The sequence below is a fragment of the Pseudomonas brassicacearum subsp. brassicacearum genome (assembly GCF_008801605.1).
In the GTDB taxonomy this organism is placed as follows: domain Bacteria; phylum Pseudomonadota; class Gammaproteobacteria; order Pseudomonadales; family Pseudomonadaceae; genus Aquipseudomonas; species Aquipseudomonas brassicacearum.
On the sequence record NZ_VZPJ01000002.1, the window covers coordinates 350,784 to 369,098 of the forward strand.

At 61.2% G+C, this 18,315-nt stretch carries 17 protein-coding genes and 1 pseudogene; 8 read left to right on the forward strand and 10 right to left on the reverse strand.

The window, feature by feature from the left end; translation table 11 throughout:
* The first annotated feature begins 24 nt into the window (after window positions 1–24).
* Entirely contained in the window at window positions 25–393 is a 369-nt protein-coding gene (locus F7R20_RS07315; RefSeq protein WP_013694558.1) for a DUF4870 domain-containing protein, read from the forward strand.
* Window positions 394–568: 175 nt separating this feature from the next.
* On the opposite strand, the gene F7R20_RS07320 is transcribed toward F7R20_RS07315, so the two are convergent.
* The gene (locus F7R20_RS07320) at window positions 569–1,348 is read right to left on the reverse strand and encodes an exodeoxyribonuclease III (RefSeq protein ID WP_013694557.1); all 780 of its coding nucleotides are present in this window, start codon (window positions 1,346–1,348) and stop codon (window positions 569–571) included.
* A gap of 83 nt (window positions 1,349–1,431) precedes the next feature.
* Here F7R20_RS07320 and pyrE point away from each other — a divergent pair, with 83 nt between their 5' ends.
* Window positions 1,432–2,076, forward strand: a complete 645-nt coding sequence (pyrE, locus tag F7R20_RS07325) for an orotate phosphoribosyltransferase (RefSeq protein ID WP_003206873.1) — start codon at window positions 1,432–1,434, stop codon at window positions 2,074–2,076.
* A gap of 88 nt (window positions 2,077–2,164) precedes the next feature.
* Here pyrE and argB read toward each other — a convergent pair whose 3' ends face one another.
* The 4 genes and pseudogenes from argB to coaBC all read right to left on the reverse strand — a co-directional run bounded on the left by argB (window position 2,165) and on the right by coaBC (window position 6,421).
* Window positions 2,165–3,070 (reverse strand): acetylglutamate kinase, encoded by a 906-nt coding sequence (gene argB / locus F7R20_RS07330; RefSeq protein ID WP_003206871.1) that lies wholly within the window; start codon window positions 3,068–3,070, stop codon window positions 2,165–2,167.
* A 27-nt stretch (window positions 3,071–3,097) separates the two neighbouring features.
* A pseudogene (locus F7R20_RS07335) lies at window positions 3,098–4,501 on the reverse strand (phosphomannomutase/phosphoglucomutase); the annotation flags it as partial.
* Between the two features lie 251 nt (window positions 4,502–4,752).
* Entirely contained in the window at window positions 4,753–5,208 is a 456-nt protein-coding gene (gene dut / locus F7R20_RS07340) for a dUTP diphosphatase (protein ID WP_003206867.1), read from the reverse strand.
* 4 nt (window positions 5,209–5,212) lie between these two features.
* Complete coding sequence (coaBC, locus tag F7R20_RS07345) at window positions 5,213–6,421, reverse strand: bifunctional phosphopantothenoylcysteine decarboxylase/phosphopantothenate--cysteine ligase CoaBC (RefSeq protein ID WP_003206865.1); 1,209 nt, start codon at window positions 6,419–6,421, stop codon at window positions 5,213–5,215.
* A gap of 144 nt (window positions 6,422–6,565) precedes the next feature.
* Here coaBC and radC point away from each other — a divergent pair, with 144 nt between their 5' ends.
* Entirely contained in the window at window positions 6,566–7,240 is a 675-nt protein-coding gene (radC, locus tag F7R20_RS07350) for a RadC family protein (RefSeq protein WP_042956403.1), read from the forward strand.
* 68 nt (window positions 7,241–7,308) lie between these two features.
* Here the strand turns inward: radC and F7R20_RS07355 are convergent, their stop codons facing one another.
* Window positions 7,309–8,895: an ABC transporter substrate-binding protein gene (locus F7R20_RS07355; RefSeq protein WP_003206863.1), complete on the reverse strand. Its 1,587-nt coding sequence runs from the start codon at window positions 8,893–8,895 to the stop codon at window positions 7,309–7,311.
* A gap of 437 nt (window positions 8,896–9,332) precedes the next feature.
* On the opposite strand from F7R20_RS07355, the gene rpmB reads away from it, so the two are divergent.
* Both rpmB and rpmG read left to right on the forward strand, forming a co-directional pair.
* Window positions 9,333–9,566: a 50S ribosomal protein L28 gene (rpmB, locus tag F7R20_RS07360; protein WP_003177273.1), complete on the forward strand. Its 234-nt coding sequence runs from the start codon at window positions 9,333–9,335 to the stop codon at window positions 9,564–9,566.
* Window positions 9,567–9,577: 11 nt separating this feature from the next.
* Window positions 9,578–9,733 carry a 50S ribosomal protein L33 gene (gene rpmG, locus F7R20_RS07365; protein ID WP_003177274.1) on the forward strand — a complete coding sequence of 52 codons (156 nt, stop codon included), beginning with the start codon at window positions 9,578–9,580 and terminating at the stop codon, window positions 9,731–9,733.
* A 90-nt stretch (window positions 9,734–9,823) separates the two neighbouring features.
* Here rpmG and F7R20_RS07370 read toward each other — a convergent pair whose 3' ends face one another.
* The gene (locus F7R20_RS07370) at window positions 9,824–10,186 is read right to left on the reverse strand and encodes a cupin domain-containing protein (protein ID WP_003206861.1); all 363 of its coding nucleotides are present in this window, start codon (window positions 10,184–10,186) and stop codon (window positions 9,824–9,826) included.
* Window positions 10,187–10,420: 234 nt separating this feature from the next.
* Here F7R20_RS07370 and F7R20_RS07375 point away from each other — a divergent pair, with 234 nt between their 5' ends.
* Window positions 10,421–11,914 (forward strand): aldehyde dehydrogenase, encoded by a 1,494-nt coding sequence (locus tag F7R20_RS07375; RefSeq protein ID WP_003206859.1) that lies wholly within the window; start codon window positions 10,421–10,423, stop codon window positions 11,912–11,914.
* A 190-nt stretch (window positions 11,915–12,104) separates the two neighbouring features.
* Complete coding sequence (locus F7R20_RS07380; protein ID WP_003206857.1) at window positions 12,105–13,247, forward strand: MFS transporter; 1,143 nt, start codon at window positions 12,105–12,107, stop codon at window positions 13,245–13,247.
* 13 nt (window positions 13,248–13,260) lie between these two features.
* Here F7R20_RS07380 and F7R20_RS07385 read toward each other — a convergent pair whose 3' ends face one another.
* Both F7R20_RS07385 and F7R20_RS07390 read right to left on the reverse strand, forming a co-directional pair.
* Window positions 13,261–14,826, reverse strand: a complete 1,566-nt coding sequence (locus tag F7R20_RS07385; RefSeq protein ID WP_003206855.1) for a phospholipase D family protein — start codon at window positions 14,824–14,826, stop codon at window positions 13,261–13,263.
* A 61-nt stretch (window positions 14,827–14,887) separates the two neighbouring features.
* Window positions 14,888–16,321 carry an aminotransferase-like domain-containing protein gene (locus tag F7R20_RS07390; RefSeq protein WP_003206854.1) on the reverse strand — a complete coding sequence of 478 codons (1,434 nt, stop codon included), beginning with the start codon at window positions 16,319–16,321 and terminating at the stop codon, window positions 14,888–14,890.
* 179 nt (window positions 16,322–16,500) lie between these two features.
* Between F7R20_RS07390 and F7R20_RS07395 the strand changes: the two genes are divergently transcribed.
* Complete coding sequence (locus tag F7R20_RS07395) at window positions 16,501–16,746, forward strand: DUF1127 domain-containing protein (protein ID WP_003206853.1); 246 nt, start codon at window positions 16,501–16,503, stop codon at window positions 16,744–16,746.
* A 113-nt stretch (window positions 16,747–16,859) separates the two neighbouring features.
* Here the strand turns inward: F7R20_RS07395 and F7R20_RS07400 are convergent, their stop codons facing one another.
* Window positions 16,860–18,173, reverse strand: coding sequence for an NAD(P)/FAD-dependent oxidoreductase (locus tag F7R20_RS07400; protein ID WP_003206851.1), 1,314 nt, complete (start codon window positions 18,171–18,173; stop codon window positions 16,860–16,862).
* Between the last annotated feature and the right edge of the window lie 142 nt (window positions 18,174–18,315).

The following is an 18,315-nucleotide window of genomic DNA, read 5'->3' on the forward strand; positions in this document are numbered from 1 at the left end:
CCGCTTCAAGACAAGGAGAGCGTCATGAGTGATGAGCAAATCCTGCTGCCCCAGCCGAGCAAAGAGGCGCGTCAATGGGCAATGTTTTGTCACCTGTCCGCCTTGTTGGGGATCTGGATTCCGTTCGGCACGCTGATCGGGCCGCTGGTGCTCTGGCAGCTCAAGCGTGAGTCCGACCCGTTCATCGATGCCCAGGGCAAGGAAGCGCTGAACTTCCAGATCACCGTGGCGATTGCCTCGGCGATCAGCTTGCTGCTGATGGTCGTGGTGATCGGCTTCTTCCTGTTCGGCCTGGTGGCCATTGGTGCGTTGGTGTTGACCATCATTGGTGGCGTGAAGGCCAATGAAGGGCAGCCGTATCGGTATCCGTTTACTTGGCGCCTGGTCAAATAACGATCGATGAGTAACCCCCTGTGGGAGCGAGCCTGCTCGCGATAGCTGTGTGTCAGTCAACATCAATGTTGAATGTAACTGCGCCATCGCGAGCAGGCTCACTCCCACAGTGGAAATGGTTGTCCACAAAAAAACCGACACGGCTGTCGGTTTTTTTGTGGCTGCGAAACGACACTTAGATAGTCAGCGTCCAGTCGTAATCCACGATCAGCGGCGCATGCTGCGAGAACCGTGGCTGGCGCGGCAGGCGGGCGCTGCGTACGAAGCGGCGCAGCCCAGGCGTCAGCAGCTGGTAGTCGAAGCGCCAGCCAAGGTTGAGCATCTCGGCCTGTTCGTTGTCCGGCCACCAGCTGTACTGGTCGCCTTCACGGCTGACTTCACGCAGGGCGTCGACATAACCCATGTTGCCAATGATCTCGTCCATCCAGGCCCGTTCCGGCGCCAGGAAGCCAGGAGATTGTTGGCTGTCGCGCCAGTTCTTGATATCCAGCTTCTGTTGCGCCACGTACAGCGAGCCACAATAGATGTACTCGCGACGTTTGCGCCGCTGTTTATCCAGATAACGGGCGAAGTCGTCCATCAACTTGAATTTCTGATTCAAATCTTCATCGCCGTTCTGCCCCGAAGGGAGCAGTAAGGTCGCGATGCTGACCTTGTCGAAATCGGCTTGCAGGTAGCGCCCGTAGCGGTCCGCCGTCTCGAAACCGAGACCGTTGATGACAGCCTTCGGCTGCAGCCGCGAGTACAAAGCCACGCCACCCTGGGCGGGGACTTCGGCATCGCAGGCATAAAGGAAGTAACCATCCAGTTGGAAGGCTGCATCGTCCAGTTCAAAGGCGGAGGCGCGGGTGTCCTGCAGGCAGATGACGTCGGCATTCTGTGCTTGCAGCCAACTGAGCAAACCACGCTCGACTGCAGCCTGAATACCATTGACGTTCACACTGATGATCCGCATAAATGGCCCCAAAAATCACGTGCGTGTATGATACACGCCGTGTACCTATTTAGCTAAATCCGCGGTATTTGAGGCTTTTTTTCATGCAGGCGTATCAGCGCGATTTCATTCGCTTTGCCATCGATCGCGGCGTTTTGCGCTTCGGTGAGTTCACCCTCAAGTCCGGGCGCACCAGCCCGTACTTCTTCAATGCCGGCCTGTTCAACACCGGTTCCGCCCTGGCGCAACTGGGTCGTTTCTATGCGGCAGCCATCGTCGAGAGCGGTATCCCGTTCGATGTGCTGTTCGGCCCGGCCTACAAAGGCATCCCGCTGGCCGCCACCACTGCCGTCGCCCTGGCCGAACACCACGGGCGCGACTTGCCTTGGTGCTTCAACCGCAAGGAAGCCAAGGCCCACGGCGAAGGCGGCAGCCTGGTGGGTGCACCGCTGACCGGCGACGTGTTGATCATCGACGACGTCATCACTGCCGGCACTGCCATTCGTGAAGTGATGCAGATCATCGGTTCCCAGGAAGGCGCCAAGGCCGCTGGCGTGCTGATTGCCCTGAACCGTCAGGAGCGCGGCAACGGTGAGCTGTCGGCGATCCAGGAAGTGGAGCGCGACTTTGGCATTCCGGTGATCAGCATTGTGTCGCTGAACCAGGTGCTGGAGTTTTTGGCCGACGATCCGCAGCTCAAGCAGCATTTGCCGGCGGTTGAGGCTTATCGGGCGCAGTTCGGCGTTTAAAGATTTGCACATTCCCTTGTGGGAGTCGGTGGGTAAAAAAAAACCCCGCTCAACCAGGTTGAGCGGGGTCTTTTTTTACCGGTATCGCTTAAGGACGCTTGCGATTGCTGATCAACGTACCTACGCCGGTGTCGGTGAAGATCTCCAGCAGGATCGCATTTGGTACCCGGCCGTCGATGATCAACGAGCTGCCGACGCCGCCTTGTACCGCTTCCAGTGCGCAACGGATCTTCGGCAGCATGCCGCCGTAGATGGTGCCATCGGCGATCAGGTCATCGACCTGTTGGGTCGACAGTCCGGTCAGGACCTTGCCCGACTTGTCCATCAGGCCGGCGATGTTGGTCAGCAGCATCAGCTTTTCAGCTTTCAGTGCCTCTGCAACCTTGCCCGCCACCAGGTCGGCGTTGATGTTGTACGACTCGCCGTTGGCGCCCACGCCGATGGGCGCGATCACCGGGATGAAGTCGCCCTTGACCAGCAGGTTCAGCAGGTCGGTGTTGATACCGACCACTTCGCCCACATGACCGATGTCGATGATTTCCGGCTGGGTCATCTCCGGTGTCTGGCGGGTGACGGTGAGTTTCTTCGCCCGGATCAGCTCGGCGTCCTTGCCTGTCAGGCCGATGGCGCTACCGCCATGACGGTTGATCAGGTTGACGATGTCCTTGTTGACCTGGCCGCCCAGGACCATTTCCACCACATCCATGGTCTGCGCGTCGGTCACGCGCATGCCATCGATGAAGTGGCTTTCGATCGACAGGCGCTTGAGCAAGTCACCGATCTGCGGGCCACCACCGTGTACGACCACCGGGTTGATGCCCACGGCCTTCATCAGCACGATGTCGCGGGCGAAGCCGGTCTTGAGCTCCTCGCTTTCCATCGCGTTGCCGCCGTATTTGATCACCAGGGTCTTGCCGACGTAGCGTCGGATATAAGGCAACGCTTCGGACAGGACCTTGGCGGTGTTGGCGGCGGCTTCGCGTTCGAGGGTCATTCAGGGCTCCGGTAGTGCTTCAAAAAATCAAAACGGTAGTTGGAGATCAGGTGCAACACGTTTGAGTTGGGTGTGGAACACATCCTTGATGCGCTGCAGTTCGGCCTCGTTGTCGGCCTCGAAACGCAGTACCAGCACCGGTGTGGTGTTGGATGCGCGAACCAGGCCCCAGCCGTGGGGATAGTCGACCCGCACACCATCGATGGTGGTCAGTTCGGCGCCTTCGCCCCATTGAGCGTCGTGCAGTGCATCAATAATGCTGAATTTGCTCTCTTCGGTCACATGGATATTGATTTCTGGCGTAGAAATATCGTTCGGGAAGGTTGCGAACAGCTCTTCGGCGGTGGATTTCTCTTTGCTGAGGATTTCCAGCAGGCGCGCGGCGCTGTAGATGCCGTCGTCAAAACCGAACCAGCGTTCCTTGAAGAAGATGTGGCCGCTCATTTCGCCGGCCAGCAGGGCGCCGCTCTGTTTCATTTTTTTCTTGATCAACGAGTGACCGGTTTTCCACATCAGTGGGCGACCGCCATATTCCTTGATCAGCGGCACCAGGCGACGGGTGCATTTGACGTCGAAAATGATCTCGGCGTCGGGGTTGCGCGCCACTACGTCCTTGGCAAACAGCATCAGCAGGCGGTCCGGGAACACCACGCTGCCGGTATTGGTCACCACGCCCACGCGGTCGCCGTCGCCGTCGAAGGCCAGGCCCAGGTCGGCGTTGGTTTCCTTGACCTTGGCGATCAGGTCCTCGAGGTTTTCCAGCTTGCCCGGATCCGGGTGGTGGTTAGGGAAGTTGCCGTCCACGTCGCAGAACAGCGGGATGACTTCGCAGTTCAGGGCTTCGATCAGTTGCGGGGCGATCACGCCAGCCGCGCCGTTGCCGCAATCGACCACCACTTTCAGGCGACGGGCGAGTTTCACGTCCTTGACGATTTCGTCGTTGTAGCGCGCAAGGATATCGACTTTGGTCACGCTGCCCTGGCCGCTGCTCAGGTCATTGGTCTTGAGGCGGGTGTGCAGGGCCTGGATCTGCTCGTTGGCGAGGGTGTCGCCAGCGATGACGATCTTGAAGCCGTTGTAGTTCGATGGGTTGTGGCTGCCGGTGAGCATCACCCCGGACTTGCCGGCCAACACGTTGGCGGCGTAGTACAGCGCCGGGGTCGGCACCAGGCCCACGTCGCTGACTTGGCAGCCACTGTCGGCAACGCCTTTGATCAGTTGTTCGACCAGCTCGGGGCCCGACAAGCGGCCATCACGGCCGACGCACACGTTCGGTTCGCCCTGGGCCAGGCTCTGGGAGCCGATAGCGCGGCCGATCCAGTAGGCGGTTTCGGCGGTAAGGGTTTCCGGTACCACGCCACGGATGTCGTAGGCGCGGAAGATGCTGTCAGGGAAGATCGGGGCGATTGCGGCTGGGGTGTTCATGGGCGGGGCGCTCTATCAGGAAAGTGACTGGACAGGCCGACGGTTAGCATCGGCAGGCTCAAGCTGAAGGGTATGACGGCGTTTTTGACAGAGAGTTCGTGGTGGGAAAGTGCCATGAGACAGCGTTACCCCGGCCTCGCTCGCCTAATACATTGATTCCGGGTGGGAAACCTAGCAGAAAGCCATTGCGCATTTTTTGTCCTGAAACACAAGCTTCACAAACGGGCCGGGCAGGACGCCCGGCCTGTAACCACCGGTCAATGGCTGCCGGAATGCCCGAAACCACCCGCGCCGCGTTGGCTTTCGTCGAATTCTTCGACCAGTTCGAAGTGGGCCTGGACCACCGGCACCAGCACCAACTGCGCGATGCGTTCGCCCACGGCAATGTTGAAGGCCGTTTGGCCGCGGTTCCAGCATGACACCATCAGTTCGCCCTGGTAATCGGAGTCGATCAGGCCCACCAGGTTGCCCAGCACGATGCCGTGCTTATGGCCCAAGCCCGAGCGCGGCAGGATCAGCGCGGCCAGGCCCGGATCGCCGATGTACACCGACAGGCCGGTAGGAATCAGCAGGGTCTGGCCCGGCTCCAGGATCGTGTCCTGCTTGAGCATCGCCCGCAGGTCGAGGCCGGCGGAGCCTGGTGTGGCGTATTGCGGCAGCGGGAATTCGTTGCCGATGCGTGGGTCGAGGATCTTGGCTTGTAGGGCGTGCATGACATTAAACCTGGTTCAGACGTTCGGCGATAAAAGTGATCAGCTGGCGGGCAATCTTGCTCTTGCTGGTCTGGGCGAAAAGTGTGGCGTGCAACTGGCGGTCGATCACGCTGCAGGCGTTTTCTTCGCTGTTGAAGCCGATGCTCGGGTTGGCCACGTCGTTGGCGACGATCAAGTCGAGGTTCTTGTCCTTGAGCTTGCGTGCGGCGTAATCGAGCAGGTGTTCGGTCTCGGCGGCAAAGCCGACACTGAACGGGCGGTCGGGGCGGGTGGCGATACTGGCCAGGATGTCCGGGTTGCGCACCATTTGCAGTAGCAAGCCGTCGCCGCTTGTAGGGTCTTTCTTCAATTTTTGCGGGGCAACGACTTCGGGGCGGTAGTCCGCCACCGCCGCCGAGGCGATGAACAGGTCGCAGGGGATAGCTGCTTCACAGGCCGCGAGCATGTCCCGGGCGCTGACCACATCGATTCGCGTGACCCGGTCCGGCGTCGGCAGGTGCACGGGACCGGTGATCAGCGTCACCCGGGCACCGGCTTCCACGGCGGCTTCGGCCAGGGCGAAGCCCATTTTCCCGGAGCTGTGGTTGGTGATGTAGCGCACCGGGTCGATGTTTTCCTGGGTCGGTCCGGCGGTGATCAGCACGTGCTTGCCGGTCAGGGCCTGGCGCTGGAAGCAGTCGGCGGCGCACTGGGCCAGGTCGGTGGCTTCGAGCATGCGGCCCATGCCGACATCGCCGCAGGCCTGGCTCCCGGAGGCCGGGCCGAAGACTTTCAGGGCGCGGCTTTCGAGCAACTGCAGGTTGGCCTGGGTGGCTGGGTCGCGCCACATGGCCTGGTTCATGGCCGGCGCCACGGCGACCACCGCGTCGGTGGCGAGCACCAGGGTGGTCAGCAGGTCGTCGGCGATGCCTTGGGCCAAACGGGCGATGAGGTCGGCCGTGGCCGGGGCGATCAGTACCAGGTCAGCCCACTTGGCCAGTTCGATATGACCCATGGCGGCTTCGGCCGCCGGGTCGAGCAAATCCAGGTGGACCGGGTGCCCGGACAGGGCTTGCATGGTCAGCGGGGTAATGAACTCGCTGCCACCGCGGGTCATGACGACCCGTACTTCCGCGCCCTGGTCGATAAGCCTGCGAACCAGCTCGGCGCTCTTGTAGGCGGCAATGCCGCCGCCGACGCCCAGAACGATGCGTTTCCGATACAGCCGCTGCATAGGCCTGCCTTTCGATTTCAGTGGTCAGTGCAAGGCGAACCCCTTGGCAGCAGCTGCCAGGGTGCAAATCGCCTGCAAAAAAGATGGGCTACGATATCACAGCGACCGCTACGGAACAGCGGCGCCCACAATCAGGGAGATGCCATGAGTATTCGCGATTGGCCCGCGGCCGAGCGGCCACGGGAGCGGTTATTGGCGCTAGGGGCGGGGAGTCTGTCGGACGCCGAGCTGCTGGCGATTTTTTTACGCACCGGCGTGTCGGGCAAAAGCGCGGTGGATCTGGCGCGACAACTATTGATTCAATTTGGCAGCCTGCGCGCGCTGCTTGAAGCCGATCAGATCACATTCAGTAATCATATGGGGCTCGGGCCGGCGAAGTTTGCCCAGCTGCAAGCGGCTCAGGAAATGAGCCGTCGGCATTTGGCTGAACAGGCACGGGAAAAAACGTCGCTGGAAAGCCCGTTCGCGGTGCGTGAGTACCTGAAATCGATGCTGCGTCACGAACCCCACGAGGTGTTCGGTTGCCTGTTTCTCAATTCCAAGCACCAGGTGCTGACCTTCGAGGCGCTGTTTCGCGGCTCTATCGACAGCGCCAGTGTCCATCCCCGGCAGGTCGTCAAGCGCGCCCTGGCCCACAACGCCGCCGCGTTGATCCTGTGCCACAACCACCCCTCCGGCGACACCGAGCCCAGCCAGGCCGACCGGGTGCTCACTGAGCGGCTTCAGGAGGCGCTGGAGCTGATCGATGTGCGGGTGCTCGACCATTTCATCGTTGGCGATGGGGAGCCGTTGTCGATGGCGGAGCGTGGGTGGATGTAGGCCCGATCAGGCTTGAAAAATCCCTTTGCTCCCACAGGCCCCCACAGAAGGGGGCTGTGGGGCTGGGGTTATTTGATGTTGACCTTGGAGTAATCCTGGCGCCCAAACGGGCTCACCGCATAACCCTGCACATCCTTGCGGGTCAGGGCGAACGCGGTTGGGTGCGCCAGGGGCAGCCACAGGGCCTGTTGCTGGATCTGGGCCTGGGCCTGTTCGTAGAGCTTGGCCCGCACGCCCTGTTCGCCGGTGGTCTTGCCGGCGCTGATAAGTTTGTCCAGGTCGGGATTGCAGTAGCGGGCGAAGTTGGTGCCGGACTTGACCGCCGCACAGGAAAACTGTGGCGTGAGGAAGTTGTCCGGGTCGCCGTTGTCGCCGGCCCAGCCCATGAACAGCAAATCATGTTCGCCGGCCTTGGCGCGACGGATCAGTTCGCCCCATTCGATCACCCGGATCTCGGCCTGGATGCCAATCTGCGCCAGGTCGGACTGCAGCAGTTGTGCGCCAGCGCTGGGATTGGGGTTCAGCAAGCTGCCGGAAGGGCGGGTCCAGATGGTGGTCTGGAAGCCTTCCTTCAATCCGGCCTTGGCCATCAGGTCGCGGGCTTTGGCCAGGTCATGGGCGTAGCCGGGCAGGTTTTTGGCGTAGCTCCAGGTGTTGGGCGGGTAGGGGCCATTGGCGGCTTCGGCGGTGCCTTCGAAGACGGTCTTCAGGTAGCTGGCCTTGTCGAAGGCCAGGTTGATGGCTTGGCGCACCTCAGGCTTGTCCAGCGGTGGATGCTGGCTGTTGATCGCCACGAACGCGGTCATGAAAGCGTCGGTCTGCTCGACCTTCAGCGTAGGTTCTTGCTTGGCGGCTTGTACGTCCAGCGGCTTGGGCGACAGGGCGATCTGGCATTCGTTGCGGCGTAATTTCTGCAGGCGCACATTGGCATCCGGCGTGATGGCGAAGACCAGCGGGTCCACTTGGGGTTTACCGCCGAAATAGGCATCGTTGGCCTTGTAGCGAATCGAGGCGTCCTTCTGGAACCGGCTGAAAATGAACGGGCCGGTGCCGACCGGCAGGCTGTTGAGTTTTTCCGGTGTACCGGCCTTCATCAACTGATCGGCGTATTCGGCCGAATAAATGGAGGCAAAACCCATGCTCAACGTCGCCAGGAAGGTCGAGTCGGCGTGATCGAGGGTGAAGCGCACGGTCAGCGGGTCCAGTGCGTCGACTTTCTTGATCAGCGCTGGCAGTTGCATGGACTGGGCGTGGGGGAAGCCGCTTTGCGCCACCTTGTGCCAGGGATTCGCCGGGTCGAGCATGCGCTCGAAGCTGAACTTCACGTCCTCGGCGGTCAGGTCACGGCGCGGCGTGAAGTAGTCGGTGTGGTGGAACTTGACCTGTGGCCGCAGCTTGAACACATAGGCCAGGCCATCGGTGGAGACTTCCCAGCGCTCGGCCAGGCTCGGGACCACTTTGCCGCTGGCGGTGTCGAAGTCCACCAGGCGGTTCATCAGCACGTCGGCGGAGGCGTTGGTGGTCGTCAGGGAGTTGTACTGGACGACATCGAACCCTTCCGGGCTGGCTTCGGTACAGACGCTCAGGGCGGCGGCCAAGGCCTGCGGGGTGATCAGCAGAGGGGCGAGCAACAATGGTAGGGCAGCGAGGCGCATGGTCGGTTTCCTGTGCAAGTCGAAGGCCCATCTGCGAGTGCAGTCTGGAAAAGGCCTACCCTAGTGGGCTCGCCGCTAAATGACTATCCCCTTTTTGCATTTTCCGGCACTCTGCGCCGGCGCGTTGATGGACTAAAAAACGCCGCCGGTGAAAAAAACCTGTATGCAGCGACGAGCGGTAAGGTGCTTTGCCAGCCTCTGCCCCCGCCGCCCGGGGCGGTTGGTCGATGATTCGCCATGAAGACAAATCACATCGGCTGTTGTTGCGCTGTGGTCTTTCTGGTATAAAGCAGCGCTCTTTTCTAGGGGCCCGGTTCCTTCACTGTAGGTGTAGCCGGTAAGACCCTTAAAGAAACGCGGCGCCTGGCGCCAAATGACTGAGAGATTAAGCGGCCAACCCATGCCGGGTTGGGCATGTGGTTTTAGAGGGCTGAGGCATGTCGAGAGTCTGTCAAGTTACCGGTAAGGGTCCGGTGACTGGGAATAACATTTCCCACGCAAACAACAAAACCCGTCGTCGTTTCCTGCCGAACCTGCAGCATCACCGCTTCTGGGTTGAAGAAGAGAAACGTTTTGTGCGTCTGCGCGTATCTGCCAAGGGCATGCGTATCATCGACAAGCGTGGCATCAGTGTCGTGCTGGCCGAACTTCGTCGCGATGGCAAGGTTTAAGGGAGCTAATCATGCGTGAATTGATTCGTTTGATCTCGAGCGCCGGTACTGGTCACTTCTACACTACCGACAAGAACAAGCGTACTACCCCGGACAAAATCGAGATCAAGAAATATGATCCGGTTGTTCGCAAGCACGTGATCTACAAGGAAGGCAAAATCAAGTAATTGATTTTTTCCTTCTTACGAAAAAGGCCCGTATCGCGAGATATGGGCCTTTTTTGTTGCCCGTGAGGCCGGGCCAGGCCCCACAAATCCTCAAGCCTTCTGTTCGAACACCACATAAATCTTCCGGCACGGCTCCAACACTTCCCAAGTACCCTTGAACCCCGCTGGAATCACGAAACGGTCACCGGCCCGCAGGGTCTTGGCATTGCCATCGTCGTCCCGAAGCACGGAAACGCCCTGGACGATCTCGCAATACTCATGCTCGGTGTAATTGACCGTCCACTGGCCGACGGCGCCTTCCCATACGCCCGCGTTCATTTGCCCGCAGGGGCTGCTGTAGTGGTTGAACACGGTTTGCTCGGGATCGCCCTTGAACACCTTGGCCGGGTCCGGGCGATAACGTTCGGCGGTGGTATTGGCCTGGCTGAAATCAACGATGTCCTGAATGCTCATGCGGGTGATCCCCAGTGATCGCTTGGAAGGCCTCGAGTCTATGTTTATTAAAACGAACATCGCAAGGTCGTTTGCCAGCGTTGTGTCAAATATATTGAAACATGACCAGCCGCTGGTTTAGGGTGGCGGGTGCCCTATGCCGAAAACGGCGCCGAAACCAGGCTGGTTGGGCAGAATTCTTTTGAGCGCTGCGCACCGCGCGGCGTTCGTACTCAATAAGAGGAGGACACACGCATGACCACCCTGACTCGTGCCGACTGGGAACAACGCGCCCGCGACCTGAAGATCGAAGGCCGCGCCTTCATCAACGGCGAGTACACCGATGCGGTGTCCGGCGAAACCTTCGATTGCCTCAGCCCGGTCGATGGCCGCCTGCTGGGCAAGATCGCCAGCTGTGACGTTGCCGACGCCCAGCGTGCGGTCGAAAACGCCCGTGCCACGTTCAATTCCGGCGTCTGGTCGCGCCTGGCACCCAGCAAGCGCAAAACCACCATGATTCGTTTTGCCGGCCTGCTCAAGCAGCATGCCGAAGAACTGGCGCTGCTCGAAACCCTGGACATGGGCAAGCCGATCAGTGACTCCCTGAACATCGACGTTCCCGGCGCGGCCCAAGCCTTGAGCTGGAGCGGCGAAGCCATCGACAAGCTCTACGACGAAGTGGCGGCCACGCCGCACGACCAGTTGGGCCTGGTAACCCGTGAGCCGGTGGGTGTCGTGGGCGCTATCGTGCCCTGGAACTTCCCGTTGATGATGGCCTGCTGGAAACTCGGTCCAGCGCTGTCCACCGGTAACTCGGTGGTGCTCAAACCGTCGGAAAAATCCCCGTTGACCGCCATCCGCATCGCCGCATTGGCGATCGAGGCTGGTATTCCGAAAGGCGTGCTGAACGTGCTGCCAGGCTATGGCCATACCGTCGGCAAGGCCCTGGCCCTGCATATGGACGTCGATACGCTGGTATTCACCGGCTCTACCAAGATCGCCAAGCAACTGATGATCTACTCCGGCGAATCCAACATGAAGCGTATCTGGCTGGAAGCCGGCGGCAAGAGCCCGAACATCGTGTTCGCCGATGCCCCGGACCTGCAAGCCGCCGCCGAATCCGCCGCCAGCGCCATCGCCTTCAATCAGGGCGAAGTCTGCACCGCCGGCTCGCGGCTGTTGGTGGAGCGTTCCATCAAGGACACGTTCCTGCCACTGGTGATCGAAGCCCTCAAGGGCTGGAAGCCAGGTAACCCGCTGGACCCGGCCACCAATGTGGGCGCCCTGGTCGATACCCAGCAGATGAACACCGTGCTGTCCTACATCGAGGCCGGGCACAGCGACGGCGCCAAACTGGTGGCTGGCGGCAAGCGCATCCTTGAGGAAACGGGCGGTACGTACGTCGAGCCGACGATTTTCGATGGCGTGAGCAACGCGATGAAAATCGCCCAGGAGGAGATTTTCGGCCCGGTGTTGTCGGTGATTGCTTTCGACACCGCCGAGCAGGCCATCGAGATCGCCAACGACACGCCGTACGGCCTGGCCGCGGCGGTATGGACCAAGGACATCTCCAAGGCCCACCTGACCGCCAAGGCCCTGCGTGCCGGCAGCGTATGGGTCAATCAGTACGACGGCGGCGACATGACCGCGCCGTTCGGTGGTTTCAAGCAATCGGGCAACGGTCGCGACAAGTCGCTGCATGCGTTCGACAAATACACCGAGCTGAAGTCGACCTGGATCAAGCTCTGACAATGGGGGCCCCGGATCCTGTCCGGGGTCTCATGCAGCGCTGATCCCCCCTGTGGGAGCGAGCTTGCTCGCGATAGCGGTATGACAGTCGACGACTTTGTTGAATGTTGCGCCGTCATCGCGAGCAAGCTCGCTCCCACAGTGTTTTGGGGGATGGTTGAGATTGATAACCCTCCACAGGAGCGTGGAAATGCGTTGGGCGACCTATTTCGCCGTGTTGGCGTCTGTCCTGAGTGTCGGCCTGGCCTTGGGCGTGAGCATGCCGCTGGTGTCGCTGCGCCTGGAGGGCTGGGGCTATGGCTCGTTCGCCATTGGCGTGATGGCCGCCATGCCGGCCGTGGGGGTGCTGCTCGGGGCCAAGATGTCCAGCCGGCTGGCGGCGCGGTTTGGCACGGCGGCGTTGATGCGCCTGTGCCTGTGGGGCGGCGCGGTCTCCATCGGGTTGCTGGCGCTGTTGCCCAGCTATCCGGTCTGGTTGCTGCTGCGCCTGGTGATTGGCGTGGTCCTGACCCTGGTGTTCATTCTCGGTGAAAGCTGGATCAATCAACTGGTCATTGAGAAATGGCGTGGGCGACTGGTGGCGCTGTACGGCAGCAGCTACGCCCTGAGCCAGTTGTCCGGCCCGCTGCTGCTGGGTGCGCTGGGGACCGATCATGACTATGGGTTCTGGGTGGGTGTCGGTTTGCTGCTGAGCGCACCCTTGCTGTTGCTGGGCCGTAGCGGTGCACCGAGCAGCGAGGCTGGCAGCGTGACGTTTGGCGACTTGTGGACGTTTTGCCGAGGCTTGCCGGCGATTGCCTGGGCGGTCTCGTTGTTCGCCGCGTTCGAGGCCATGATCCTCACGTTGCTGCCGGTGTATTGCCTGCGCCAGGGCTTCACCGCCGACATAGCGCTGGCGATGGTCAGCACCGTGGTGGTCGGTGATGCCCTGTTGCAGTTGCCCATCGGCGCGCTGGCCGATCGCGTGTCTCGCCGGGCGCTGTTGACGGGCTGTGCGGTGGTGCTGACGTTGTCGAGCCTGGCGGTTCCACTTTTGATCGATACTTTGTTGATCTGGCCGCTGTGGGTGCTGTTCGGCGCCAGTGCTGGCGGTTTGTTCACGTTGTCGCTGATCCTGATCGGCGAGCGTTACCGCGACGATGCGCTGGTGCGGGCCAACGCCCACGTCGCGCAACTGTGGGGCCTTGGTTGCCTGATCGGCCCACTGGCGGCAGGAGCGGGCAGCCAGTGGATCAGCGGGCATGCGCTGCCTTTGTTCATGGCGGCAGGGGCGTTTGGCCTGGTGATCCTGTTGTTGCGCCAAGGGGCATTCGGGACCACCCAAACCGCTTGAACACCCCGCTGGATTACAACATCCGCTCCAACCCGACCGTCGTGCTGAACCAGGCATTGAACCGGCGCCACCAACTGCCCGGTTCGCGGTCCAGGTCGTGCGTCTGGCCGTTGTCTTCGGTGGTCCATACAAGCCTTCCATCCTCCAGCCTGGCCTGATAACTCAGGGCCGGCGCCATGCCCTGCAAGGCCAGGTCGCGCACTTGGCCGGCGAGTTCAGGGCTGTCCACCAGCACGCCGACTTCGGTGTTCCACAGCACCGAGCGCGGGTCGAAATTGAACGAGCCGATGAACGATTTCTGCTGGTCGAAGATGATCGCTTTGCTGTGCAGGCTGGAGTCCGATTGGCCGTAGGACTTGCTGTAGAACAGGTGAGGGCTGCTGCCTTTGTCGCCCGGTTGTCGGCGAAGCTCGAACAGGCGTACACCATGTTGCAGCAGGGCCTTGCGGTACGGCGCATAGCCGCCGTGCACGGCGGGCACGTCGGTGGCTTCCAGGGAGTTGGTCAGCAGGCTCACCGACACGCCGGCATCGGCGCGACTGGTCAGATAGACCAAACCTGGCTGACCGGGGACGAAGTAGGCGGAAATCATGATCAGTTCTTTGCTGACTCCGGTCAGTTCCGGCGCCAATTGCGTGGTCAGCAATAGCTGCGGATCCGGCTCGTCCTTGGCCAGCACCTTGCTGGGCGCGTCCCACAGCGCCTTGTTCCAGGCCCAGATCAACTGGTCGCGCCAGGTGTCCAGGCGCGGTTGGGTCTTGTAGGCGGTCAATTGCTGGTAGAGCGCGTGATTTTCCTTTTGGGTCTGCTCCATGGATTCTTGCAGGCGCAGGCGGCTGTTGGCCAGGTCCTTGGGCGTGGGGCGATGGGACAGGAACTGTTCGATGGGTTTGCTCAGGGCGCTGTTCCAGTACTGGTCGAAGCTGTGCCCCAATTGTTCGGCCACTGGCCCGACACTGAGCAGGTCGATGTCGGTGAAGTTCAGGTTGGGTTCGGCGTCGAAATACTCATCGCCCAGGTTGCGACCGCCGACGATGGCCATGCTGTTGTCCGCCAGCCACAGTTTGTTGTGCATCCGGCGGTGTTGCTGCGACAGGTTGAGCAGGCGCCCAAGGCTGCGGGTCACGCCGGTGGCGCGTCCCAGGTGCAGCGGGTTGAACAGGCGGATCTGGATCTGCGGATGAGCGGCGAGGGTCGCGATGATCTGATCCTGGCCATCGCTGGTGGTGTCGTCCAGCAGGATCCGTACGCGCACGCCCCGGTCGGCGGCCTTGAGCAATTCATCCACGAGCATCCGCGTGCTGATGCCGTCATGGACGATGTAGTACTGCAAATCCAGGCTGCCTTGGGCGTGGCGAATCAACTCGGCCCGGGCGATGAACGCGTCGGTGCTGTCCGACAGTAGCCGAAAGCCCGAGCGCCCTTCATGGGCGGCAGCCTGGGCCTGGACCGAGCGGCCGAACGAAGATTCGGCGGCCGGTAAGGCCTGGGAGGGCTCGCGGGTGACATCAAGACTGGCGCAGCCGCTCAGCAGTGAGACGACTAACAGCAGCGCAGGCAGGATCGGTCTGGATCTCACGTAGGATCGTTCCGCTTGTTCACGTTGATCGGCTGTTGAGTGCTGCTTCCCTGGGTAAAGTTCAGACGACGTCGCGCTGGGTTTCGTTCAACAGCGCGCTAGCGGCGGTTCCGACCTTGCGCACGGCTTCTTCGATCTGGGCCGTTGGCTTGGCAGCGTAGTTCATCCGCAGGCAGTTGCGGTACTTGCCCGATGCCGAAAAAATGCTGCCGACAGCGACCTGCACGCCTTGGTCGAGCAGGACCCGATTGAGCTTCAGCGTGTCGAAACCGTCGGGCAATTCGACCCATAACATGAAGCTGCCCCGCGGGCGACTGGCCCGGGTGCCCGATGGAAAATAGCGGCTGACCCAATCGATCATCACGTCGCGATTGCGCTGGTATTGCGTACGCATCCGGCGCAAATGGGGTTCGAAATGCCCACCCTTGAGAAATTCGGCAATGGCGATCTGCGGTTGTGGCGCGGTGGAACCGGTGCTGATGTATTTCATGTGCAGCGCCCGCTCCAGATACCGGCCTGGCGCGACCCAGCCAATACGCAGCCCTGGCGCCAGGGTCTTGGAAAAAGAACTGCAGAGCAGGACGCGGCCGTCTTCATCGAAGGACTTGATGGTGCGCGGGCGAGGGTAGGTGTAGGCCAACTCGCCATACACATCATCTTCGATGATCGCCACGTCGAAGCGCTGTGCCAGGGTCAGCAGCGCGCGTTTATTGGCGTCGGGCATGATGTAGCCCAGCGGGTTATTGCAGCTGGGGGTCAACTGTATGGCTTTGATCGGCCATTGCTCCAGCGCCAGTTCCAGGGCATCCAGGCTGATGCCGGTGAGCGGGTCGGTGGGGATTTCCAAAGCCTTCATGCCCAGGCCCTTGAGGGTTTGCATGGCTCCGTGAAAACTGGGTGAGTCCACCGCGACGATATCGCCTTGTTCGCAGGTGGCGCGGATGCTGACCGACAGGGCCTCATGGCAGCCAGTGGTGACGATAAAATCGTTGGGCCCCAGCTGGCAGCCGGAGTCCAGCGACAGCCGGGCGATCTGCTCACGTAGCGCGAGGTTGCCGTAGATGTTGTCGTAATACAGGCCGGGCATGTCTTGTCGGCGGCTGATCTGCGCCAGGCTGCGCAGCAGCGGTTTCATGGTCGGCGAATTGATATCCGGCATGCCGCGTCCCAGTTGCACCACGTCCGGGCGCGGTACGGCGCGGATCAGCTCCAGCACCTGGTCCCACTGGGAAATATCCACTGGGCGCTGAGCCGGACGGCCTACCACCGGCAGGTCCGGCAGTTCGCGGCCCACGGGTACGAAATAGCCGGACTTGGGTCTCGGCATCGCCAGCCCACTGTCCTCCAGCACGCGATAGGCCTGCTGCACCGTACTCAAGCTGACACCATGTTCCGTGCTCAATGCCCGCACTGATGGCAGCCGGTCGCCGGGGCGGTAGAAGCCCTGTTCGATGCGGGTACCGAGCAATTCGGCGAGGTTCACGTAGAGGGTCATGGTGCGCTCCCGATGAGATGGATCACTGCAACCGATACAGTTGGGGTGGAAAATGACAATTCAGTGCTGGAAATACCGAATCTGTATGCTTATAAAAAAAATTAGTTGAATCTGTATTGCTTTTGACCGTCCGCGCATCATGAAACCTCTGGCTACCCAAGTAAACAGGAGCGATCAAAATGAACGGCTTGAGCGATGTGCGGCTGACGTTACACAGTCAGGAACTGGCGGCAGGGCAGGAGAAGGGGCTGCGTAGTGCGATGTTGCGCAATCCCCCGTCCGGCCTGAGCCGTTGGGCCCTGTTCTGGCATCGTCTGCATACACGCCAAGCCTTGTTGGAACTTACACCCGAACAGTTGCGTGATATCGGGCTGACTCGGGCGCAGGCGTTGGAGGAGGGGCTCAGGCCGTTCTGGCGGCTTTGAAGTGGTGCCGGCCCTGAGACGGCTATCGCGGGCAAGCCTTGCTCCCACAGATTGAAATGGCCTGTGGGAGCAAGGCTTGCCCGCGATAGCGTTGTCAGTCGTGGTGAATTCTTTTAAACCAACTCTTTCAACCGATGCCACAACATCCCCAGCGCCAACAGCGGCGAGCGCAGGTGCTTGCCGCCAGGGAAGGTCATGTGCGGGACCTGGGCGAACAGATCGAAGCCGCTGCTGTGCTGCCCGCTGATGGCTTCGGCCAACAATTTGCCAGCCAGGTGCGTGGCATTCACCCCATGGCCGGAATAGGCCTGGGCGTAATACACATTAGGCTGATCCTTGAGCCGGCCGATCTGCGGTAAACGGTTGGCGCCGATGCCAATCATCCCGCCCCATTGATAATCGATTTTCACATCTGCCAGTTGCGGGAAGACCTTGAGCATCTTTGGGCGCATGTAGGCGCCGATGTCCTGTGGGTCGCGGCCGGAATAGTGACAGGCCCCGCCAAACAGCAAGCGTCGATCCGCCGAAAGCCGGTAGTAATCCAGCGCCACACGTTGATCGCAGACCGCCATGTTCTGTGGCAACAACGCCTGCGCCTGGGCCTGGCTCAAGGGTTCGGTGGCGATGATGTAGCTGCCGGCGGGCAGCACTTTGCCGCCCAGTTGCGGATTGAGTCCATTGAGGTAAGCGTTGCAGCCCAGCACCAGCGTCTTGGCGCGGACCGAGCCCTGTTGGGTGTGCACCTTCACTTCAGGGCCGTAGTCGATACGTGTGACCGCTGATTGCTCGAACTGCCTGACCCCCAGCTGTTGCGCGGCGGCGGCTTCGCCCAGGGCCAGATTCAGCGGATGCAGATGCCCCGAGCCCATGTCGATCAACCCACCGACGTAGCGATCCGAACCCACGACGCTGTGCATTTCGTTGGCTTGCAGCAGTCGGGTCGGATGGCGATAACCCAGGCTGCGCAGTTCTTCGGCGTCTTCGGCGAAGCCTTCCAGGTCGCTGGGCTTGTTGGCGAGGTCGCAATAGCCCCAGGTGAGGTCGCACGGGATCTGGAAACGCTCGACGCGCTGTCGGACGATCTCCACGGCCTCAAGGCCCATGAGCTTCATCTGGCGCACGCCCTCGGCGCCGATGATCGGCGCAAACTGATCGAGGCCATGGCCGACGCCACGAATCAATTGGCCGCCGTTGCGCCCGCTGGCGCCCCAGCCGATCCGGTGCGCTTCCAGCAGCACCACGCTCATGCCGCGCTCGGCCAGTTCGATCGCCGTGTTCAACCCGGAGAACCCGCCGCCGACCACGCAGACATCCGCCCGCAATTCACCCTGCAGCAGCGGATGGTCCGGTTGCGGCAGGCTGCTGGCGGCGTAATAAGAGGCGGCGTGCGCGTGGCTCGGGACAGGTTGCTGAACACGGGCGTTCATGTGCGTAATCCTGATTTTTGTGTTTGAGAAATTTTACGGAGCATAAGCTGGCGATTCCTTACTGGGCAACACCGGTCGGCTGGCGCTGTCTGGTGCGCGGCTTTTAAGGCAGAATCCTGGACCATCTCCCTCGGTAATCGCC